This is a genomic window from Paenibacillus sp. P22 (assembly GCF_000469945.2).
Taxonomy (GTDB): Bacteria; Bacillota; Bacilli; order Paenibacillales; family Paenibacillaceae; genus Paenibacillus_O; species Paenibacillus_O humicus.
Window position 1 is genome coordinate 16677 of sequence record NZ_CBRA020000101.1, and the last position, 21844, is coordinate 38520.

Consider the following 21844-nt stretch of genomic DNA (forward strand, 5'->3'; position numbering starts at 1 on the left):
AGGGTTAATCTTAAGTAGAATTCGACAGAAGGGATGAGGGCGGATGCTGGGCAAGCTGAAAAATCTGCTGGGAGAGCCGACAAAGAGCGGCGGGGAAAAGAAAGGCGAGGAGGAAGCGGCTTACAGGGAGCTTGCAGATTCCAGGACAGGGCTGCTTCCGGGAATGCCGGCAGAGCTTGCCGAGGAGGAGCGCAAGCTCGAGGAGGCCTTGCCGCAGGAATGGCTGCTGCAGGTGCGCGAAGCCGTGCTGCGCGGCAACCCTGGACTGACGGATGAAAAGTACGGCTGGATGGAACGGGAGCTCAAGCGTCATTTTTTGCTCACCGGCCTGCTCCGCCGAGTTTCCTTGTACAGCGCTGAGGCAGGCCTGGTATGGCGGGAGCTGGCTCTTTACGAGCAGCAGTACCAGCAATTCTGCGAACGTTACGCCGGTTATCATCTTCAGGTGCAGGATGCCGTTGCCGCGCCCTCTCCATCAAGCTCGGCCGACAGCGCGGAGAGGGCTTGCTTCGAGCTTCTGTATCTGCTCCTGTTTCCTTTGGAGCCCGAGAACGAGCAGCTGCTCGGACCGTTCCATCATCATAAGCTGAGCCCTGGGCTGCTGGAGGAGCTGGAAGACCGCAGGCTGCCGCTGTGCGGCGGACTCGGCTTCGTCGGAACCTCCCACAAAGCCGCCATTGCCGAGTGTCTCACCGCCTCGCTGCGCGATCGATTGGAGGCCGCCCGGGACTGCTGCGCCGGGCTTCCCAAGCCCCGCCCCTTGGACCCTGCGACGGCGCTGCTGGCGAGCAGCATGGCCGGAGAGGGGTTCCCGTTCGATGCCGACGAGCAGCTGGACACTCCGGACGCGGGAGCATGGACGGCCGACCGCCCCACAGCGCTGCCGGGATAATCGAAAAAGGCCCTCGGCCATGACGGGCACGGCCGGGACCTTCGTTCGAAACTTCCCTTGGGAACTTCCCTTAGCGACAGAGAGCTGCGGACTACTTGGAGTCGGAGCCGCCGAGCAGTCCGAGCAGCTGCGGCGGAATCTGGATGCCGCGTCGCTCTCCCTCGCCGAACAGCGCCGGCAGGAAGTCGCTCTCTTCCTCTTCTTCCTCCTGCAGCGACTGGACTTCCCGATGCAGCCGCTCCATCTTGAGGTCCAGCGCGGCGGCCGAATCCGCCGCCTCCTTGAGCTCGCGAAGCAGATGCTCGGGGACGGCCTTGTTGTATTTGTAATACAGCTTGTGCTCGAGGCTTGCCCAGAAATCCATCGCAATCGTGCGGATCTGCACCTCGACGAGCACCTTCTCCTGACGATCCGACATGTAGACCGGCACCTCGATCAGAAGATGGAAGCTCTGATAGCCGTTCGGCTTGGGATGGGCGATATAATCCTTGACCTGCACGATGGCGAGATCCTTCTGCACCTTGAGCATGTCGTGGATCAGGTAAATATCGGATACAAACGAGCAGGTGATCCGCAGGCCGGCGATATCCTGGATCTTCTCCTTGATCGCGGGCAGCGAGAACTCGCAGTTTTTGCGGTAGATCTTGTTCATGATGCTTTCAGGCGATTTCACGCGCGACTTCGTATGCTCGATCGGATTGTAATCGTGGAGAAGCTGGAATTCCTCCTTGAGGATTTCGATCTTCGTCTCCATCTCGTCCAGGGCGAACTTGTACATCATCATGAAACGGGTAATGTCGTTCTTCAGCTTCTTGAATGGCTGCAGCTGCGAAGAGTTCATGGATGGCTCCTTGCCCGGCCGCTTGGGCCGCTTTGATCCCCCTTATCATCTCACAATACGCCCCCTGATTTCAAAAAAGCGGTCCGAGCGCGCCGGGAGCCGGCCTTCAAACTCATAAAAGGGCCGGACGAATATGCCCCATCTCAACAAGCGCCGGACAAGCCCGCCTGATCGCAACCTTCGCGGCGCTTCATCCACTCCCTCATTTCTCGGACGAGGACTTCCGGCTCCGATGCGAAGACGTCATGAGCGGAGGCCTCGAATTCGCGAAGCTCCCTGGAGGCGCGGCCGGCCTCTGCTTCGGCAGCAGCCTGTTGGGGATGTAACCTTCTGCCGTCATCGCCAGGTCCGGGCAGATAAGCAGCGGCAGCATATCGTCTGAACCGCTATTTGCCCCGTATCAATAGCATGGATCCGGCCTCCTCCGCAGCTCTCGATCTCAAATTCCTTCATCCCTGCGGCCTCCCCCAGCATGAATCCATATCCTTTCGCCTCCCGTCCAGGCAACGCCTGCCTCATGCATCTCTCCCTGAAACAATCTATTTTCCGTCCCTCCGGCAATTCCGGCAGGAGTTTCCGCTTTTTGGGGTAATCTACTTGATAGACCTATTTCCACTCTGAATCATCCCAGGAGGAGACTGCCGAATGAACATGGACCGTTACCGGATCGGAAGCGACGACAAGCTCAGGCTGAAGGACTACGATCCCGAAGATACCGCCGGATTCAAGGACAAGGATGAAGTCCAGGAGAAGTTCGAGGACCTGCTGGATAGGCTGGCCGAGCAGCAGGACCGCCTGTTCGCCTCGCGCAGCAACGGCGTGCTGGTCGTTCTCCAGGGCATGGACTGCAGCGGCAAGGACGGCGTCATCAAGAAGGTGTTCGGAGGCATCAACCCCGGCGGCTTCCGCGCCTACAGCTTCAAGAAGCCGACCGAGGAGGAGAGCGCCCACGATTTTCTCTGGCGCACCCACAAGGATGTTCCGGCCAAAGGCTACATCGCTGCCTTCAACCGTTCATATTATGAAGAGGTGCTTATCACCCGGGTGCACGGCCACGTCAGCGACAAGGAGGCTCGCCGCCGGCTGAAGCAGATCCGGCATTTCGAGGAGATGCTGACGACGCAGAACGTGCTCGTCGTGAAGCTCTTCCTGCACATCTCTCCCGAATTCCAGCTGGAGAAAATCCGGGACCGGATGGAAAATCCCGAGAAGCTGTGGAAATTCGATCCGACCGACCTTCAGGAGCGCCAATACTGGAAGGAATACACATCCGCCTACGAGGATGCGATCCGCCGCACGGCGACCGACGGCTCCCCATGGCATATCGTTCCGTCCAACAACCGCTGGTTCCGCAATTATCTCGTTCTCCGCCTACTTGTGGAGGAGCTGGAGAAGCTCGGTCTGGAATATCCGAAGCCGGAGCTGGATTTATCCGCTTTTCCGATCGAGGAATCCAGTTTGGAAAAAATAGATGCGGAAAAGGAAACGAACTCATCCTCCCGTCCTCTTCTTGCGTAATTGCAGCCATTCCCGACCGACGGGAGGAAAACGCCAACCTGCCGGCGAATACGGGAACGAGGCTGCCGGCGGGCATGAAATCATCCGGAGCGCATGGAAGGAACCCGCTGCCCCGGACCCGCATGGCCTGACTTGACAGAGGAGGAATTCAATGACAAATGGGATGGAATCGATGACGGCCAAGCCGGGCATCGAACGGGAACGATGGCAGGAGATGGGCGATGAACAGCTGGTGACGGCTTGCATCGGGCCCTTGCTCGCACGGCTCCGCGGAGCTTCTGAAACCGATAAAACAGCCGCCTATCGCAGCCTTTCGCCGGAAAGGCAGGATCTCTTCATGCTGCGGGTGCTCGACGGCCATGCCCGCGGCTCGGCCTGGGAGTATTATGCCTGGACCGGGCTGCTGCTTCAGTCGCCGGATCAGTGGGCCGCCATTCTGGCGGCGCTGAGGCGGATCGGATCGCTCGAGCTGCTGGAAGCGCTCGCGGATACGGCGGCGGTGCATCGCAAGCGGCTTGGCCAAGATGCAGCCGGCGCCGACGCATCCGAGCTCCATGAAAAAGCCGAAGGTCCGTCTCTACCTCCCCCCGAAGCCCAAAGCATCGGATCTCGACAACGATCCGGAGCTGGCTGCGGAAATCGCCGGTCTTTATGAGCTGTACCGCTCCCTTGTTCCCGAAGCCTACAAGCTGGCTGCGGAATCGATCCGCCGCGAGCCTCAGGCTTATCTGTCCCATGAGCCCAGCTGAAGCGTCTTGAATAGATCGCCGCCCCTTCGCCCATTCTACCGAGTGGAAGGAGGGGACCATATGAGCACAGCTAAAAACCGCCGGGAAAGCAATTGGAAGCAGCGCAAGCAAAACCAGCAGCCGCACGGCAAAATCAAGTCGCTCGAGGAATATGCCGACGAGCTCGGCGTTACTCCGTCTGAAGGCGTGTCTTCGTCTCAGCCGCCGACCCCGTAAGGTCCCCTTGTCCAGCCTGCGCCGCCCTCTATGGCAGCGCAGGTTTTTCGTGCTAGAATAGGCTTAAAGCTGCCGGAGCGCCGGAACCCGAAAGGAAGACGACCCATGAACGACACGCTGCTGTCCTATACGCTCACCGATGCTTCGCTTGACGATCTCCCCGCCATCGTCGCCATTTACAACACGACCATACCGGGAAGGATGGTGACGGCGGACCTCGAGCCGATCTCGACCGACGCCCGCATCCAGTGGTTTCACGAGCACTCGGCGGAGCGCCGTCCGCTGTGGGTGCTGAAGGACGGCGACCATATCGTCGCCTGGCTGAGCTTCCAGTCCTTCCATCCGCGCGCCGCTTATGACGGCACTGCCGAGATCAGCATCTACCTGTCCGAGGCTCTCCGCGGCCAAGGAATCGGAGGCCTGCTCCTGCGGAAGGCCATGGAAGCTTGTCCGGCGATCGGCGTCCACACGCTGGTCGGCCTCGTATTCGGGCATAACGAACCGAGCCTTCGCCTGTTCGAAAAGCATGGCTTCGGACAGTGGGGACGCCTGCCGGATGTCGCCATCCTGGACGGAATCAGCCGCGACCTCGTGTACGTCGGCCGCAAGGTTTGACGAGCGGAGCCTCGGCAAGCGGCTGCTTGCTCGACAATCCCGCCGTCCTTTCTCCTCATCGGCAATCATTTTCCAATCAAAAAGCCGCCTGGAACGGAGCGACCTTTAAAGGTCCCTTCATTTCCAGGCGGCTTGTTTCATTGACCGCCAGCTGCTGCGATCCGGACCACCTTGCGCCCTTCGGAGCGTCCGGCAATCAAAGCCTGAGCCGCTTCTGCAACATCGTTCAGCTCCACCTCGCGAATGAGACGCTCCAGGCCGCGGGGCTTCAGATTTCCCGCCATCCGCTTCCATAGCCTGGTCCGCAGCTCCTGCGGCGCCCACACCGAATCGATGCCGCAAAGCTGAACTCCCCGCAGGATGAACGGGAAGACGCTTCCGGTCAGCTCCGAGCCCCCCGTCAAGCCGCAGCAGGCGGCTGTTCCGCCGTATTGGATCCGGCTCAGCACATTCGTCAGCATCGCCCCGCCTACGCAGTCGACCGCTCCCGCCCACCGCTGCTTGTCCAGCGGCCGCTGCTCTGCCGGCAGCAGCTCCTCGCGGGTCAGTATCCGGGCTGCTCCGAGCTCCCTCAGCAATTCGGCCGCTTCCGGCTTGCCGGAGACGGCCTCGACTTCGTAGCCGAGCCCCGCCAGCATGGAGACGGCGAGCGTGCCGACGCCGCCGCTGGCCCCGGTCACGACGACCGGACCGCTGCCCGGCTTCACGCCTCCGTCCTCCAGCTTCTGGATGGACATCGCAGCCGTCAATCCCGCTGTCCCGAGAGCCATTGCTTCGCGCGTGGTGAGCCCCTTCGGCAGCGGCACCGCCCACTCCGCCGGTATGCGGGCGTATTCGGAATACCCGCCATGCTGCTCACGCCGAAGCCATGGCCGGTGACAATGACCTTTGTTCCGGGCGGCAGCCTGCGTTCGGAGCTTTTCTCCACGACGCCTGCCGCGTCGATTCCGGGAATCAGGGGATAACGGCTGACGATCCGGCCGTCGGGCTCAAGGGCGAGCGCATCCTTATAGTTGATGCTGGAGTAAGCTACCCGGATCAGCAAGTCCCCTTCCGGCAGCTTCGCCTCCTCCATCGTCTGCACGGCCGCCTCCACGTCTTCATCCTGCTTGTCCACGATCAGCGATCTGAATTGAAGCATGACGTCCCCTCCCTGGAATATGAGTTCACTTACGATAAGGCCATTGAAAAAGTTGTCGCTGCGTGCGCGGATCGTTCTTCCGATCGCTGTTGTCCCCGTATTTCTCTGATTCTTACCGTTTTTACGGTTGAAATCCGGTGACAAAGGCGAGCGCATTCGCTTCTCCAGAATCGATTCCTCACCCTCCGCTTGTTTTTCAGTGGCCTCCTTCCGATTACCCTTATTTTCCTCCCGCAGCCGCATCGGGTCAAGACTAGCCTCCTCCTGTAGAGGGTAGCCCGAAAAGCCCGGGTTGCCCCAGGCCTCCATTCAATCGTTTGGATGGAAAACAACCCGATTGCGGCCGTCTTTCTTCGCTTGATACAGGCACCGGTCGGCTTCGCCGTACAAAAGCTGGAAGAGGTTGTCCCCATTCATCGGCTTCAGCTCCGTTGATGCGCCGCCGATGCTCACCGTCAGCCGGATTTGCCTCCCGTCATCGGCATGCACCTCGGCCGCCATGACAGCGGCTCGGATGCGCTCGGCAATCCGCTCCGCTTCCTTGGCTCCGGCGCCAGGCACCGCGACCGCGAATTCCTCCCCGCCGATTCTCCCGAACATCGCGTTGCCGTCCACGGCGCTCTGGGCCGCTTCAGCGAATGTCTGCAGCGCCAGATCTCCGTTCTGATGGCCGAAACGGTCGTTGATTCCTTTGAACAGATCCAAATCCATGATGAGCAGGCTGTACGGCCGGTCGTTCTCGACGCACAGCGTGAGATGCCGCTGCGCCCGTTCGATGAAGCCGGTGCGGTTGTACAATCCCGTAAGACCGTCTATCGCCGCTCTCCGGCGCAAATCCTTCTCGACCTTTTTGGATTCCGATATATCGCTGATGACGCTCAGCGTTCCATAGAAGTCTCCCCGCCCCGATACGAGCGGAGTGACATTCACCTCCAGCCAGATATCCTCGGATCCCGGCCGCCTGAAGCGCAGCCTCACCTCGGATTCGATCCGGCGCTCATGAGCTTCCGACCATGCATCGGCATCCGGGATCAGCTGGCCGAGCAGCAGTCCGCGCCAGTCGCCTCCTGGCGTTCCGCCCGCTTTGGCGATGAGCCGCGAGGCGGAAGCGTTATGATCCATCACCCTCTGACGGGTATCGAGCACCACGATGCCGTCCTTCATGATCTCGAACAGCTTGTTCCGGGCGATGGGAACGACATGAAGAACCTGATAGCGATAGAAGCTCCAGAAGATCAGCAGACAGGCCGGAAACGTGGAGAAAACCAGCGCGCCAATAATGCCTTGCGCCAAGGCCGGATTAGCCAGCCTCACATTAATGGATACAAGAGGAATGAGCACCGCTCCGATCAAGCCCAGGAGCCGGCGCCGGTCTGTGCCGGCAGCTGTCAGCCAGGTGCGGAAAAGCACGGCGATGCCGAGAACTTGGCTGGCCGAGCTGTAGGAGATGAACATGGAGCTGAGAGCCGTCCTCTCGATATCCAGCATGCCGTCGGCGCCGATCCTCACCGATGCGCGCATGAGATGGTGATAGTCATTGGTGAAAATGAGCAAAATCGCCACGATTGGAACCAGGGATGCATAGATGATGGGACGGATTCGTACCAACCGCTCATACCCCGAATGGGCCAAAGCCAGGAACAAGCTGAGCACGGGATAAATGAACATTGAAATTTGCGAGATATTGCGCCATAAAACTTTGGTCTGCAATTCCGGCATGACGTACTGCATCAGCGAGGCGAAGCTGAGCACCGCAGAAAGCGCCAGCATAGCGATATATATGGAAGTGCCGGGCACCCGTCTATACGGCATTACCAGCAGGATAAGCGCGAAAGGAACGCATGCGGCGACCAGGTATGTCCAGGTCATAAGCATAGATGTACTAACCCCCTGGTCGAATTATAGCAGATAATGGAGGAAATAGAAGTTCGAGATGGGATCTCAGACCTATGTATATATGGAGCGAGGCCTATTTTATTATCCTCTGTTATTATGAGATAACTTTAAGAAAGAAGCAGAGAGCGCATACAGAAGTGTCTGCATCAATTAAATGCTTTAACGCATTAATTCAATAACTAATTGCAGATTTATTCGGGCAACGTTAAAATAAACTTAAATTCTTGTTAATTATTACTAGACAAAGAAGATTTGGAGAAGTATTCTTTTATCACACGCGAGAGATGATAGGTTCCTTGTCGAATTATGTCACGTTATCTTTCATTTTTCGTAACGCCTTCCACGGGGAAGGCCACCACACTTATAGAAAGAAGGTACCTGCTTGCAGAAGTCTCGCCGCAAAGTCATTCTGACCGCTTTGTCCACCACGCTGTCTGCCGCGCTGCTGCTTCAGCCGCTCGTGGCCCAAGCCGCTGCATCGCCTGTATCCTCTGGTATTCTGGCCAAAAGCCTGACCAAAGGAATCGACGCCATGATCTCTTCCCGCCTGGACACCTCGTCCAGCAAGCCTGTCAAAGTCATTGTCCAGCTGGATGGAGCGACGATCGCCGAGGGCAAATACGCCGCAAAAATGGGCGTCAAATCCCTCAGCTCCGAAGCGACCGAGAGCGCGATCAGCCGCCAGCAATCCGGTGTCATCGCCTCTGCCAAGAAAAGCGGGATCGATCTTAAGGTCACCTACCAGTTCGATACGGTGCTGAACGGAATGGAGGTCGAGCTTCCGGCCAATCAGATTCCTGCTCTTGCCCAGATTGCAGGAGTGAAATCAATCTATGAGAACCGCACTTATTATTCCGTTCCGACGACAAGCTTCCCTACCGCGACTGAAACGACATACAAGTATGACATCAATCCGCTCAAGCAGATCGGCGTTCCCGAGGCTTGGGATGCCGGCCTGACGGGCAAAGGCATCAAAGTCGGCGTCATCGACACCGGTGTGGACTACCTTCATCCGGACCTGAAAAACGCCTACAAAGGCGGCCATGATTCCTACTTCAACACGGATGATCCTTATGAGGAGTCCCCGGACGAAAAAACCGGCAATAAAGGCACCTCCCACGGAACGCATGTGTCCGGCACGATCGCTGCCCGCGCAGAGAACAACTCCGATGTCATCCATAAAGGCGTGGCCTACGAGTCGGATCTGTATGTCTACAAGGTACTCGGCTTCAACAAAGAAACCGGCCGCTCCTCCGGCTCCTCGGCGCAGGTCATCGACGGAATCGAGCATGCCGTGCAGGACGGAATGGATGTCATCAACCTGTCTCTAGGTTCCGATGATGCCAAGGACGCATTTACTCCCGACTCTATCGCAATCAACAACGCGGTCCTGGCCGGCGTCGTAGCTGTCGTGGCTAACGGCAACAATGCCCAGGATTCGGAGCAATACTACTACTCCATGGGCTCCCCCGCTTCCAGCCAGCTGGCTATTTCCGTTGGAGCAGCCACCAGCCCAAGCAACCATTACGGAGCATCGGTCAGCGCTTCGGTCTACAACTCCGCCGGCACGGTGGCGGGCAGCGTGTATACCAACAACGCCCTGAACGTCATGGGCTGGTATACCGGCAAAGAAGACTTCGCCTCCTTGATCGGAAGCGAGGAGCAGGCAGCCGTTTACGCCAATCTCGGAGCCGAGGCGGATTACAAAGGCCTCGACGTAAAAGATAAAATCGTCTTCGTTTCCCGTGGCACGCTGGCGTTTGTCGACAAAATCGCCATCGCCAAGGAGCATCATGCCAAGGCTATCGTCATCTTCAACGGCAATGCGCTGACAACCGATGCGAATACGGCCAATCTGAGCGAAAGCATTGCGGGACGCGATTCCTGGATCGGCCCGACGGCTTATCTGGGCGACAGCCTGCAATTCATTCCTGCTTTTGATCTCGAAGGATCCAAAGGACGCGCGCTGGCTCGCTTCTTGAAAGCCAACCAAGGCGCCAGCCTCAAGCTCGCCTTTGATTCCATCTATCCAAAAACGGTGGATCAAGGCGACCACATGGCCGACTTCAGCTCGCGCGGCCCGAACTCGGACGGCATTCTCGGCATCAAGCCGGACTTCACCGCCCCGGGCGTGAATATCTTGTCCACTTGGCCGGCATACGGCAAGACGAATCCTGAAGCCAGCTATGCGGAAGCCTACAATCGCATCAGCGGCACCAGCATGGCGACGCCGCATGTTGCCGGGCTCGCTGCCCTGCTTCAGCAGGAGCATCCGGATTGGACTCCTTTCGAAATCCGCGCGGCACTCGCCAATACGGCTGATCCGATCTCCGACGCGGAAGGTACATTGTACGATGTGTATTCCCAAGGAGCAGGACGCGTCAACATCGCGGAAGCGATCAAAACTCCTGCCGTTCTGCAAACGGTGGAGCAGCTTGTTCTCTATGACAAAGAGATGAACCCTGTTCCGACGACGAACTACGGCGACAACGCCAGCTTTGGAGTCATGAAGGCAGGCAGCGATTTCAAGACGATCAATCTGCAGGTCAACAACACCTCCGATGCAGCGGTTACTTACAACGCCACCTACTCGCTTAATAGCGAAGTAACTGGCGATCCTTATTCGGATAAACCGGTCAATACTCCGGACAACAGCAAAATCAAAGTGTCGTTGGATGGTCTCGTAAATGGCACGATTTCCGCCAGCGCAGGAAGCAAATCCGCTTTCTCTCTGAGCGTGGCTCCTCAAAAGGATGCGCGCGAAGGCGTCTACGAGGGACAAGTTGTCCTGACTGCTGCAGGCTTGCCGACGCTTCACATCCCGTTCGTCGTCCATGTCGGCGATCAGAAGCCGGACACCGGCTACGGCATCCAGGATCTGACGCTGTCGACTCGCCAGCTCTCCCCTAACGGAGACGGCATCAATGACTTCATGGACATCTCGTTCCGTCTTGCTGCGCAAGGCATGAACTACTATGAAATCACCATCAACGACATCAACGACGATACAGTCGGTTATGTCACGTATACCGACGCTTATTCCACTGGTTCCGTCCTTGATACCAAGGTTTATACGAACCGCTTCGACGGTACCTATAAAATTGAAGACGAGGAAGGTAACGTAACGACAGCACAGCTGAAGGATGGCCAGTACGGCATCAACGTTACGGCACTGAAAATCGTCAAAGGCAAAATCGCTGCCCAAACGATCGGCTACCTTCCGTTCTCCGTAGCCCGTACGTCGACCGGCCCGATCTTCTTCCCGGGCACAGGAGCTGCTCCCGCTCCATCGCCAGCCCCTGCTCCATCGGATGCAACGGCTTCCCTGAAGGCTGTCGTTGGTCAAGGCCAACAGCAGGTCGCCGTTAAGTCCGCAACTGCGTCCGAAGCATCCGCAACGGTGACCACCGTTACCTATGCGGATCTGCAAGCCGCAATCGGCACCGGTACGACCAAGCTGGCTCTTGTCGTCAGCGCGGCTGCCGAAGCCGGAAAAGCTTCCAAGCTGAGCCTGCCAGCCGATCAAGTTCAACTGCTGTCTACTGCTCCAGCAGGCAGCTCGCTCTACTTGACGACAGGCGCAGAGACGCTTGAGCTTCCGCTCTCGCTCTTGAAATCCGTACCGGCAGGGAGCGGCCTTGAGCTTATCATCCAAAAGGCTGCCGACTCCAAATTTGCAACAGCCAGCGTCGTTGGCACTCCGGTTACGTTCCAAGTGAACGTTGTGACCGGTTCTGTATCCAAAGAAATTAGCGTACCTGCTTCGACCTTCATCAAACGCTCGTTCACACTGGACAAAGGCGTATCGGCTGAAAAAGCCGGCGTCCTGTTCCTCGAGAACGGCAAGGAAGCACCGGCTCCAGCCGTATTCACTGCCAATGAAGACGGAACGACGACTGTTGTCGTGAACCGCCCTGGCTTCTCCACCTATGCCGTAGCCAAGAAAGCCGTCGCGTTCAACGACATCTCGGCTTCGTGGGCTCAGAGCCGCATCCAGGCTCTGGCTGAGAAGCTGCTGATCAACGGCACGTCCGCGACGAAGTTCTCGCCGAAGACTTCCGTCACCCGCGCCGAATTTGCCGCAATGCTGACGCGCGGCCTTGGCCTCAGCACGACGACCTCTGCTCCATTCACCGACCTCAAAGCCGGCGCATGGTACAGCGATGCTGTAAATGCTGCTTATGCAGCAGGCCTCATCAACGGCTACAACGACGGCTCGTTCCGTCCAGACGGCATCATCAGCCGCCAGGAACTGTCCGTCATGCTGGCCAAAGCCTCCACTCTGCTTGATATCAAAGCAACGGGCGGCAAAATCAGCACGTATGGCGACGCTGCAAGCTTCGGCGCCTTCGCGAAGGACAGCATTGCCTTCGTAACGGCGGCAGGCCTGATGGAAGGCTCCTCGGCGAACGGTTCCACCGTGTTCCAGCCGGCAGCTCCTACGACCCGCGAAGCGGCCGCAACCGTCATCTACAAGCTGCTTCAAGGCGGCAAGCTGATCTAAGCTCGCTCATCCCGACACCTGATCCCCATGGGGATCAGGTGTTTTTTTATGACTGGAATCATACATCTCCGTCTAAGATAAGAATAATTCCAAAAAAAAGCTTGAGCTCGATGCTTTTGTCCATTACGATAATAATTTTGTAAATCAACCACTACCGCTATGCGGTTAATCATGAACGGAGCGTGCAAGATTGGCTAAAGAATCTTCAACCACGCCAGCAGTTGAAGGAGGAAAGCTCCGAAGAGGCTTGAAGGCCAGACATATGGCCATGATTTCCCTCGGCGGCTCTATCGGCACCGGACTGTTCCTGGCCAGCGGCGGGGCGATCCACTCGGCCGGAGCCGGCGGCGCCTTGCTTGCTTATGCGCTGATCGGCATCATGGTCTACTTCCTCATGACCAGCCTCGGCGAAATGGCGACCTACATGCCGGAGTCCGGGACGTTCAGCACCTATGCCAGCCGGTTCGTCGATCCATCCCTCGGGTTCGCGATGGGCTGGAATTATTGGTACAACTGGGCGATTACGCTTGCAGCAGAACTTGCTGCCGCCACCCTGATCCTTAAATTCTGGTTCCCGGACAGTCCCTCCATCCTCTGGTCGGCTGTCTTCCTTATTTTGCTCGTCGGCTTGAATCTGCTCTCGGTCCGGGCGTACGGAGAATCGGAGTTCTGGTTCGCCATGATCAAGATTGCCACGATTCTCGTGTTCATCGCGCTCGGCCTGCTCATGGTGCTTGGCATCTGGCGCGGCCAAAGCGGCGATATCGGCAGACTGACCGAGACGCCGTTCCCGAACGGGCTGCTCGCCGTCATGGGCGTCTTCGCGGCCGCCGGCTTCTCGTTCCAGGGAACAGAACTGGTCGGAGTCGCGGCCGGCGAGAGCGAGAACCCGCGCCGCAACGTGCCACGCGCGATCCGCACGATCTTCTGGCGCATCCTGCTGTTCTATATGGTGGCCATTTTCATCATCGGCCTGCTCATTCCTTACACCGCTCCCGAGTTGGCCAGCGACGAAGTCCGCATGAGTCCGTTCACGATTCTATTCGAGAAGGCAGGCCTCAGCATCGCAGCATCCGTCATGAACGCTGTCATCCTGACCTCGGTGCTCTCGGCCGGCAACTCCGGCCTGTACGCCTCGACCCGCATGCTGTAGGTGCTGGCCAAGGAGGGCAAAGCTCCTCGCTGGCTGGCTGGCTGGCTCGCCTTAACCGTCGCGGCGTCCCCTTCGCCGCTCTGCTTGTGACGAGCGCCTTCGGCCTACTCGCGTTCCTCGCATCCCTGTTCGGCGACGGCGTCGTCTACGTCTGGCTGCTCAACGCATCGGGCATGTCCGGGTTCATCGTCTGGCTCGGCATCGCGGTGAGCCATTACCGCTTCCGGCGCGCCTGGAAGGCCCAAAGCCGCTCGCTCGACGAGCTGCCTTACCGGGCCAAATGGTATCCATTCGGCCCGGTTCTCGCCATGATTCTCTGCATCGCCGTCATCGGCGGCCAATTCGTCGGCGGCATCGAGGACGGGAAAGTCGACTGGGCGTTCATCGCCGCCTCCTACTTCGGCTTGCCGCTGTTCCTAGCCATCTGGCTGGGGCATAAGTGGAAACATAAAACCAAGCTCCTCAAGCTGGAGGAATGCGACCTGACACCAAGGCAGGAATAAACGAAGAGAGCGCCCCCGCATGGAGCGCTCTCTTTCATTTTGTCCTATAATAAGATCCAAACCAAGAGATAAAAATGAGGCTATTCCGGCGAGTGGATGAAAGTCGGGGTTGGCAAGCTGTAATCCAAGCATTCCGCCCTCATCTATTCCTTCTATATCCGTATCATCCTGCACCCGCTATTTTTGGCTGTCGATTCCCTACCGGTTGTCTACTTTCTCCGGATACAGATCCAGGTTCATCATGCGGTATTCCGCCATCTGCTCGTATTTCGTGCCCGGCTTGCCCCAGTTGCAGTAGGGATCGATGGAAATGCCGCCGCGCGGAGTGAACTTGCCCCATACTTCGATGTAGCGGGGCTCCATCAGCTTGATGAGGTCGTTCATGATGATGTTCATGCAATCCTCGTGGAAGTCGCCGTGATTGCGGAAGCTGAACAGATACAGCTTGAGCGATTTGCTCTCGACCATCAGCTTGTCGGGAATGTAGGCGATATAGATCGTAGCAAAATCCGGCTGTCCCGTCATCGGGCATAGGCTCGTGAACTCGGGGCAGTTGAATTTGACGCGGTAATCCCGGTCCGGATGTTTGTTGACGAAGCTCTCCAGCACCTCCGGGGCATACGTGGAAGGGTACTTCGTCCCTTGGTTGCCCAGCAGCGTGACGCCGTCCAATTCGGCTTGCGAGCGTCCTTGTTGTTCGTTCATGGATTATCTTCCTTTCTGGATTTCAATTGATCTGCTATGTCTGTGCGGTCTGCTATGGCGGCCTTCTAGTCTTCTTGTCTGCTTGAGGCCATGCTGTTGTGTACATAGATGCTGCGTTGCTGTGTGCATAGATGCTGCGTTGCTGTGTGCATAGATGCTGCGCTGTTGTGACGCAGGTGCTGCATTGTTGTACACATCGCTGCCGCGTTGTTCCGTACATGGATGTTTCCTTGCCGCTTGCAAAGGACTGCACCCGTCTCCGCAATTCCTGCTGCCCGCCCTCAGCCCCGCGTACCTGCAACCTCTCTCTTCCTCAACGTTGAAAGGAGGATCCGGAGAGCTCCGTTGCCGGAGCATTCCTGCGCCCCTATAATGAAGGGAACTGATTGTCCATTCCAAGACCATACCGGCAAGGAGCATCCCCATGAAAATCCGTATCGCCGCTGCGGCGGTCATCGCCGCGCTCGTTCTATCGGTCATCGTGTTTCTGATGCCGCCGTCCGAATCGTACAACGACCCGGATACGTTCTGGCATATCGAGGTCGGCAAGTCCATGCTGGAGGCCGGCAAGGTTCCGCATACCGCCATCCATACCTTTTACGGCGACGACAAGCTCCCTTATGTTCCGCATGAGGTCGGGTTTCAGGCCGTCATCGCGCTGCTGTACGATGCCTTCGGCTGGGCCGGCACCTACCTGCTTACCGCCGCCTGCATGATTCTGCTCGTGCTCGGCCTCTACCGCATGATGCTCGTCTCGCGCAAGGAGCTCGGCCTGCCGTCCCGGGGCCGCGAGCCGATCCTGATGCTGCTCCTGCTGCCTGTCATGTGGGGCATCTACGACATTTACTTCACGACCCGGCCGCAAATGATCTCCGCGTTTCTCATCGTCTGGTTCTTCGTTTTCCTGCGCGAATTCCAGATCAAGCCGGCAGCCCGCTACATGGTTCTGCTCCCTCTCATCTCGCTGCTGATCGCCAATTTCCACTCCGGCGTCTGGCCGGTCATCATCGTGTTCATGGGAATGGCGCTGCTGGAAAGCCTCGTTACCCGCAAGCTGCTGAACCGGCGCATCGGCTGGCGTTGGCTGGTCGTTGCGGTCACGGTCATCGGCGCCGGCTTCCTGAATGCGGCAGGACCGAAAAGCATCTTCTTCATCCTCACGGTGACGCACGGCAACTTCAACCTGCTCATCAACGAGTGGAAGGCCATCCAGTTCAACAGCATGGGCAATCTGGCCGCGACCTGCATGCTGCTGGCATTCGTCGCGCTGCTGCCGTTCTCGATCCACAAGCGGTTTTTCCGCTTCATCTTCATGATGGGAATCTTTTTCCTCGGCGTGTCCAACTACAAGTATCATTTCTTCATGTGGCTGTTCGTCCTGTATTTTGCCGCGGCCGTCATCGAGTCGGTTCCCGGGCTGCGCCGTTTCCGGCTCAGCCTCAGCGTGAAGCCGCTGATCATCGGCCTCTTACTGGGGCTCGGCGTGAACGTCGTCTACAACTTCCAGCATACGCCGCAGCCGAACTCCTACAAGTACCCGGTGAAGGAAATGGACTACATCCTGGAGCATTTCCAAGGCCCTGCGAGGCCCAAGGTCATGACGCTGTACGGCTCATCCGGTTATGTCATGTTCCGCGGCGGCGACGTGCTGGCGGACGGGCGGCAGGATCCGTTCATTACGGACGCGACCAAAACCGTCTTCGGCTGGACCGCCTTCGAGCAGTCCATGTACGGCTTCCCGGTATACGTCACCGATCTTGTGGACGCCAACCATCCCGACTACGTCATCGTCACACGCAAAAACGCCTCCAGCCGCTTCTACACGACCTGGCTGAGCAAATACGGATCGCCGATCTATTCCGGCGACTACGGCTCCGTGTTCCAGGTGAACGGGAAAAAGCCGACCTGATGCCCGGCCGGCCGAATGTGACTGCCGGCAAAGCCTGAATTTCCCGCATATCGCTTTGGGAGCTATGGCCTCGTCTTGCCGGAATGCCATCCTGCGGAATGAGCTCGACCCGGATTGAATCTGCAGTCTTTTCATGCCGCATCCCATGAACGAAAGCAACCCGAAAGCATCCATGCCCCCCTATCCTGGGGAGGGCATTTTTGCTCTGCCGGGGAGAAGGCTTCCTTCACTCCCTACCGCTAAACGCCCCGCTTGTTGCCCCAAAGCCACGCATGCAGCTGAGGCAGCACGCGTACCCGGCTCCACTCCGGATCGTCCATGACCATATCCACCAGCCGCTCGTATCGATCAGCCAAATAATTGCGGAGCGCCGCCGCATCCGGCTCCTCAAGCCGATCGTTGCCGGCTTGCAGGAACATCGGAATCTCCGGGAAGCGCCGATGAACCTCCTTCGCATAAGCGAGGTCCTCCGCGCTCATGACGACGACCTTCAACGACGGCAGCCGGCCGGCCTCCGCCAGTCTCGCCGCGATAGTCTCCAGTACCGTCCAATCCGTGTCCATCCCGGAACTAGGCGGCTTCGGCGACAGGGTGAGCTCGTCAATGTCCGCGAACCAGTCCTGCCAGCGGCTTCCTTGCGTCTCGAGGGCCACAAGCGCTCCGCGCGAATGCAAGAGGTCGATCAACCCGCCGAGAGGACGGAGCAGCGCCGGATTGCCGCCCGAGAGCGTGACGTGGCCGGGCGTCCTGCCGCCTGCCAGCCGTTCGAGCTCCCCGGCGATTTCTTCCGGCTCCATCCAGCGGATCTCGTCCTTCGCCGATCCGTCCCACGTAAAGGCGGAATCGCACCAGGAGCAGCTGTAGTCGCAGCCAGCCGTCCGGACGAACATCGTTTTGACGCCGATGACCATGCCCTCGCCCTGCACGGTAGGGCCGAAAATCTCCAGCACCGGAATTCGTCCGCGAACGGAAGGCTTTGCCGCAGCGCTGGATGCTGCCAAGGCGGGCACCTGCGCCGCGATGCCTGAACCGGAAGGAGGCGCGGATGCAGCCTGCTCCTCCATGCCCGAACCGGCGTCCACGTCGGTTACACCCTGCTCCGCAATTCCCGAACCAGCGGCAGCTGCGGATGCTGCCTGCTCCTCGATGCCCGAACCGGCGCCAGGCGCAAATGCGCCCTGCCCCGCCGCTTCCTCTCGGCCGGCTCCGATCTGAGCCCCGCTCATCGGACGGCCTCGGGACGGTAGATGACGTAGCTGGACGGCGTTTCCCGCAGGAACACCTGCAGGCAGCGGGCGCCGTTGCCGCGCCGGTCCAGCTCTTCCTGCACCAGCTGCCATACGGTTCGCGCCACGACTTCGGTCGTCGGGAACGTCTCCGGATCGTCGGCAGCCTCCGAGCCGAACCGCTCGTCGTCGTTGAGCAGACGGTGGTCGAACCGGTCGCGGACAAGCCGTTTGACCTCGGAGAAATTGACAAGGAAGCCGCAGCCGTCCAGCTTGTCGCCGGCAACCGTCACATCGGCGTAATAGGTATGGCCGTGCACGCGGCTGCAGCTGCCCGCCTCTTCGGCGGGAATATAATGGGCCGCTGCAAAATGAAACTCCTTATGCAGCTCATATCGGAACGAATGGGGCGGAGACGGATAAAGGGTTTGCATTATCGGAGCTCACCGCCAGCATCCGTTCTTGCTTCATCCCGCATGCCTGCAGCGTTTGCTGCTCCGGCTTGCGCGCCAACGCCTGCTGCCGCTGCTGCGCGCCGAGTCAGATAACGCTCCAGGCCATTGCGGCGCAGCTTGCACGCCGGGCACTCCCCGCAGCCGTCGGCAGGCACGCCGTTGTAGCAGGTCAGCGTTTTTTCCCGGACGAATTCAAAGGCTCCCAGCTGATCCGACAGCTCCCATACCTGTTCCTTGTCCAGCCACATGAGCGGCGTCTCGATGACGAAATTCTCCTCCATCGCCAGATTGAGCGTCACGTTCAGCGACTGGATGAAGATGTTCCGGCAATCCGGATATCCGCTGAAGTCCGTCTCGCACACTCCGGTGACAAGCGTGGCCGCTCCGACCCCTTTGGCCAGGACGGCGGCAAACGACAGGAACATCAGGTTGCGTCCCGGCACGAACGTATTCGGGAGTCCTCCCGCTTCGGGAGCGTCCGCTACCGCGAGGTCCTCCCTCGTCAGCGAGCTCGGAGCAAGCTGTCCGAGCAGGCTCATGTCCAGCATATGGTGGCGGATGCCGAGTTCTGCCGCGATGGATGCGGCGCATTGGAGCTCCAGCGCATGGCGCTGTCCGTACCGGAAGGTGACGGCCTCCACTTCCTCATAGCGCTCCAGTGCCCAGAACAGGCAGGTCGTGCTGTCCTGGCCTCCGCTGAAAACGACGACCGCCTTGCCTTTTCTTTTTTCCAATCTCTTCATTTGCTTCAACTTCCCCTCTCCATGATGGCCGAAGAGAGAGCAGCGATTAACTCCATATCTCTGGATCCCGAGCTGTACGGCTCTGCCGCATCGAACAAGCGACGAGCGGCGGCGCGCCAAAGAAAACGGCGGAAAGCATGCCCCTCATGACAGAGGCTGCTTTCCGCCGAACGCAAAACACACGGATCCCCCGCGGGAATCGTGCGCCTTGTAGTTTTTTATAGAGGGAGTTCGCGAACCTCTCCCGGGCATGGCCGGCCAGAGCCGCCTTCCCGGACTTCGTCTTCGGTTGTGTTTCTTGCCCAGCTAGCATACCACAGAGCAATCCGGGGCGCTACGCCTTGCAGCGGGTTCTTAAGGCTTCCTCCTCCGAGGGCGGGCATGGCGAAAGGCTGGGAAACGGGCTGACTTGTGCTATAATTAGCCCCATTCAAGCCATGCCGACGCCTGTCCAGGGCCGGGAAAGGAGAGGGCCATCCGTGAAGGCCGGGAGTTTCTACCGCACCTATATCCGCAACAACCTGTTCACCAAGCTGCTCGCCACCTTTTCGGCCATTGCGGTGCTGGCGATCGTGACCCTCTCCTATCTGCTCTACGCCGTCATGGCGGGCTCCATCGAACGCGACATTGTCGGCAACCAGCGGCGCGCCATGGAGAGCGTAAGCGGTTATCTGACCGCCAAAAACGATTCCGTCCAGCGCATGGTCTCCGACATTTACCAGGATACGGCCCTTTCGCAAAACGTATCGTACCTGCTGCAGCATCCATTCGCGGACTATTTCCGCTTCCGCATCGACCGCTATGCGGACGAGCCTCGCGCCGGCTTCGGCAACGCGCTGACTTATTTCGAGCGCAAGGCGGAAGGCGATGCCGACATCCGGCACCTGCTGCTGTACAGCTCCGGCGTCCAGTATCTGTACGCCTACCGGAGGGAGGGCAATCCGCAGCTGCTGCAGCTGAACTCGGCGCTGTCCTACATTCCCGACGCGATGGCGCTGGAAACGCCGCCGGTAAGCCTTCCAAGCCCCTGGGTCCGGTCCGGCCTCGGGCTGGAGGACAAGCGGCTGTACGCGGTCCGGTCCGCGATCAACGATTCGTCCACGCTGCAGAACATCGGGCAGCTGCTCGTCTATTACAGCTCGGACGGCATCCAGCGGGCGCTGGCAACGTACGCGGACGTCCTCAAGGGCTATCTTCTCGTGCTGACGCCGCAGGGCCAGGTCGTGTTCGACTCCTCCGGCGCCTACTACGGCAAGCTCTATCCGTACGCTTCCCGGATCAGCGCCCTCTCCCCCTCTGCAGAGCTGGAAGAAGCGTCGCTCGTATCGGTGCTTCCCGAAAGCGCGGCCGGCTTCAACGTCGTCAGCGTCGTTCCGAAGTCGGAAATTCGCGCTGCGACGGCGAGCGTGCGGCGCACCGTCCTGAGCGTGAGCGCGGTCTGCATCCTGTTCGCGGTCGCCCTTCCCTCCATCGCGGTGTTCAGCGTCGCGCGCCGAACGGGAAGCCTGGTCCGCCTCATGAGACGGGTCGAGACCGGCGACATGGCCGGCCGCATCCACGATCCCCGCGGAGACGAGCTCGGCCAGATCGCGAGCGGCTTCAATCGGATGCTCGACCAGCTGGACCGCCATATCGAGCAGGAATACAAAGCGGAAATCAGGCAGCGAAATACAGAGCTGTCCGCCCTGCAGGCGCGCATCAATCCTCATTTCCTCTCCAATACGCTGGAGGTCATCCGGATGAGAGCCGTCTCGCAAGGCGCCGACGACGCCGGGGAGATGATCTACAGCCTGTCCGTGCTGTTCCGCAGCATGGTAAGCAGCCAGAGCATCGTGCCGCTGCGGGAGGAGCTGGAGCTGGGAAGGCAGTACCTGGAGCTGTTCCGGATCCGCTACAAGGACCGGTTCGCCTACAGCATCGAGATGGCGGGAACGATCGGAGGACGCGGGGTCATCAAGCTCTCGCTGCAGCCGATCATCGAAAACTATATCGTGCATGGACTCGATCCGGACCGCAGCGACAACCGGTTTTCGATCCGGGCCGAGGCCGTTCGCGGCATGATCTCGATCACGCTGGAGGACAACGGCAGGGGCATGGACGACCAGCGGCTGGAGGAAGTGGAACGGAGCATGCGGATTCCGCTTCCGGACGAGGCTGAAGGCTCCTTCGGCCTGCACAGCGTCTCGGAGCGGCTTAGGCTCGTCTATGGGCCCGAAGCCGGCTTGTCGATCGCCAGCGAGGCTGGCCAAGGAACGACTGTCATCATCCGGTTTCCGGACGAACTCGAGGAGGAGAGAAGCTGATGTATCGGGTCATGCTCGTCGATGACGAGCCTTTTATTGTGGAAGGCCTGCAGGATGCGATCGACTGGTCCGCCTTCGATCTGGAAATCGCCGCGGTCGCAGGCAGCGGCAAGGCGGCGCTGGAGCAGCTGAAGAGGCAGCCCGTCGATCTGCTCGTCACGGATATTACGATGCCCGGCATGTCCGGACTGGAGCTGATCAGGGAAGCGCGGGGAATACTGCCGGGGCTGAAGGCGATCATCCTGAGCGGCTACAACGAATTCGACTATCTCAAGGAAGGCATGACGCTCGGCATCGAGAACTACCTGCTGAAGCCCGTCAACTTCAAGGAGCTGCGGGCGACGCTGGCTGCGACGGCAGCCAAGCTTGACGCGGAGGAGGAGCCTCCCGAGCTCGCCCTGTCCGAGGAGGAGCTCGGCATCCTGAAGGACCGCATCCTCTACCGCTGGATGCGCGGCGAGATCGATCCCTCCGA

15 protein-coding genes and 2 pseudogenes are annotated in these 21844 nt (G+C 59.2%); 10 read left to right on the forward strand and 7 right to left on the reverse strand.

The genetic code is table 11. The annotated features are described in order from the left end of the window. The first annotated feature begins 43 nt into the window (after positions 1–43). A complete protein-coding gene (locus tag BN871_RS14910) occupies positions 44–892 on the forward strand; it encodes a hypothetical protein (RefSeq protein ID WP_048746988.1) in 849 nt (282 codons plus the stop codon). A gap of 91 nt (positions 893–983) precedes the next feature. On the opposite strand, the gene BN871_RS14915 is transcribed toward BN871_RS14910, so the two are convergent. Further along, on the reverse strand, positions 984–1733 hold the full coding sequence (locus BN871_RS14915) for a GTP pyrophosphokinase family protein (protein ID WP_021880632.1): 750 nt from the start codon (positions 1731–1733) through the stop codon (positions 984–986). A gap of 645 nt (positions 1734–2378) precedes the next feature. Here BN871_RS14915 and BN871_RS14920 point away from each other — a divergent pair. From BN871_RS14920 to BN871_RS14930, 4 genes are all read left to right on the forward strand, one after another. Next, on the forward strand, positions 2379–3251 hold the full coding sequence (locus BN871_RS14920) for a PPK2 family polyphosphate kinase (RefSeq protein WP_048746990.1): 873 nt from the start codon (positions 2379–2381) through the stop codon (positions 3249–3251). A 151-nt stretch (positions 3252–3402) separates the two neighbouring features. Beyond that, positions 3403–3906: a hypothetical protein gene (locus tag BN871_RS14925; protein WP_157060299.1), complete on the forward strand. Its 504-nt coding sequence runs from the start codon at positions 3403–3405 to the stop codon at positions 3904–3906. 154 nt (positions 3907–4060) lie between these two features. Next, positions 4061–4216, forward strand: a complete 156-nt coding sequence (locus tag BN871_RS28420) for a DUF6254 family protein (protein WP_021880628.1) — start codon at positions 4061–4063, stop codon at positions 4214–4216. A gap of 105 nt (positions 4217–4321) precedes the next feature. Beyond that, positions 4322–4831 carry a GNAT family N-acetyltransferase gene (locus BN871_RS14930; RefSeq protein WP_048746994.1) on the forward strand — a complete coding sequence of 170 codons (510 nt, stop codon included), beginning with the start codon at positions 4322–4324 and terminating at the stop codon, positions 4829–4831. A 137-nt stretch (positions 4832–4968) separates the two neighbouring features. On the opposite strand, the pseudogene BN871_RS14935 reads toward BN871_RS14930, so the two are convergent. After that, positions 4969–5972: pseudogene (locus BN871_RS14935) on the reverse strand (oxidoreductase). Positions 5973–6281: 309 nt separating this feature from the next. Continuing rightward, complete coding sequence (locus BN871_RS14940) at positions 6282–7847, reverse strand: sensor domain-containing diguanylate cyclase (protein ID WP_021880385.1); 1566 nt, start codon at positions 7845–7847, stop codon at positions 6282–6284. Positions 7848–8250: 403 nt separating this feature from the next. Between BN871_RS14940 and BN871_RS14945 the strand changes: the two genes are divergently transcribed. Together BN871_RS14945 and BN871_RS14950 are read left to right on the forward strand one after the other, a co-directional pair. After that, a complete protein-coding gene (locus BN871_RS14945) occupies positions 8251–12372 on the forward strand; it encodes a S8 family serine peptidase (protein WP_053086987.1) in 4122 nt (1373 codons plus the stop codon). Positions 12373–12634: 262 nt separating this feature from the next. Next, positions 12635–14028: pseudogene (locus tag BN871_RS14950) on the forward strand (amino acid permease). A 198-nt stretch (positions 14029–14226) separates the two neighbouring features. Here the strand turns inward: BN871_RS14950 and queF are convergent. After that, complete coding sequence (gene queF, locus BN871_RS14955) at positions 14227–14733, reverse strand: preQ(1) synthase (protein ID WP_021880380.1); 507 nt, start codon at positions 14731–14733, stop codon at positions 14227–14229. A gap of 424 nt (positions 14734–15157) precedes the next feature. Between queF and BN871_RS14960 the strand changes: the two genes are divergently transcribed. Then, the gene (locus BN871_RS14960) at positions 15158–16642 is read left to right on the forward strand and encodes a hypothetical protein (protein WP_021880379.1); all 1485 of its coding nucleotides are present in this window, start codon (positions 15158–15160) and stop codon (positions 16640–16642) included. A 239-nt stretch (positions 16643–16881) separates the two neighbouring features. Here BN871_RS14960 and queE read toward each other — a convergent pair whose 3' ends face one another. The 3 genes from queE to queC all read right to left on the reverse strand — a co-directional run bounded on the left by queE (position 16882) and on the right by queC (position 19066). Then, positions 16882–17706, reverse strand: a complete 825-nt coding sequence (gene queE / locus BN871_RS14965; RefSeq protein WP_083436463.1) for a 7-carboxy-7-deazaguanine synthase QueE — start codon at positions 17704–17706, stop codon at positions 16882–16884. Positions 17707–17864: 158 nt separating this feature from the next. Beyond that, positions 17865–18302: a 6-carboxytetrahydropterin synthase gene (locus tag BN871_RS14970; protein WP_307721805.1), complete on the reverse strand. Its 438-nt coding sequence runs from the start codon at positions 18300–18302 to the stop codon at positions 17865–17867. After that, positions 18302–19066, reverse strand: a complete 765-nt coding sequence (queC, locus tag BN871_RS14975) for a 7-cyano-7-deazaguanine synthase QueC (RefSeq protein WP_083436464.1) — start codon at positions 19064–19066, stop codon at positions 18302–18304. Before queC ends, BN871_RS14970 begins: the two co-directional genes overlap by 1 nt. Before the next feature lie 479 nt (positions 19067–19545). On the opposite strand from queC, the gene BN871_RS14980 reads away from it, so the two are divergent. Both BN871_RS14980 and BN871_RS14985 read left to right on the forward strand, forming a co-directional pair. Next, on the forward strand, positions 19546–21369 hold the full coding sequence (locus tag BN871_RS14980; protein WP_232313086.1) for a sensor histidine kinase: 1824 nt from the start codon (positions 19546–19548) through the stop codon (positions 21367–21369). Continuing rightward, positions 21369–21844 (forward strand): response regulator (locus BN871_RS14985; protein ID WP_048747000.1); only part of this gene is annotated, 476 nt, incomplete at its 3' end. The genes BN871_RS14980 and BN871_RS14985, both read left to right, overlap by 1 nt.

Coding starts and splice junctions, on each gene's coding strand:
- BN871_RS14910 (WP_048746988.1), top strand. CDS start 44: ATGCTGGGCAAGCTGAAAAATCTGCTGGGAGAGCCGACAAAGAGCGGC.
- BN871_RS14915 (WP_021880632.1), bottom strand. CDS start 1,733: ATGAACTCTTCGCAGCTGCAGCCATTCAAGAAGCTGAAGAACGACATT.
- BN871_RS14920 (WP_048746990.1), top strand. CDS start 2,379: ATGAACATGGACCGTTACCGGATCGGAAGCGACGACAAGCTCAGGCTG.
- BN871_RS14925 (WP_157060299.1), top strand. CDS start 3,403: ATGACAAATGGGATGGAATCGATGACGGCCAAGCCGGGCATCGAACGG.
- BN871_RS28420 (WP_021880628.1), top strand. CDS start 4,061: ATGAGCACAGCTAAAAACCGCCGGGAAAGCAATTGGAAGCAGCGCAAG.
- BN871_RS14930 (WP_048746994.1), top strand. CDS start 4,322: ATGAACGACACGCTGCTGTCCTATACGCTCACCGATGCTTCGCTTGAC.
- BN871_RS14940 (WP_021880385.1), bottom strand. CDS start 7,847: ATGCTTATGACCTGGACATACCTGGTCGCCGCATGCGTTCCTTTCGCG.
- queF (WP_021880380.1), bottom strand. CDS start 14,733: ATGAACGAACAACAAGGACGCTCGCAAGCCGAATTGGACGGCGTCACG.
- BN871_RS14960 (WP_021880379.1), top strand. CDS start 15,158: ATGAAAATCCGTATCGCCGCTGCGGCGGTCATCGCCGCGCTCGTTCTA.
- queE (WP_083436463.1), bottom strand. CDS start 17,706: ATGGAGGAGCAGGCTGCATCCGCGCCTCCTTCCGGTTCAGGCATCGCG.
- BN871_RS14970 (WP_307721805.1), bottom strand. CDS start 18,302: ATGCAAACCCTTTATCCGTCTCCGCCCCATTCGTTCCGATATGAGCTG.
- queC (WP_083436464.1), bottom strand. CDS start 19,066: ATGAAGAGATTGGAAAAAAGAAAAGGCAAGGCGGTCGTCGTTTTCAGC.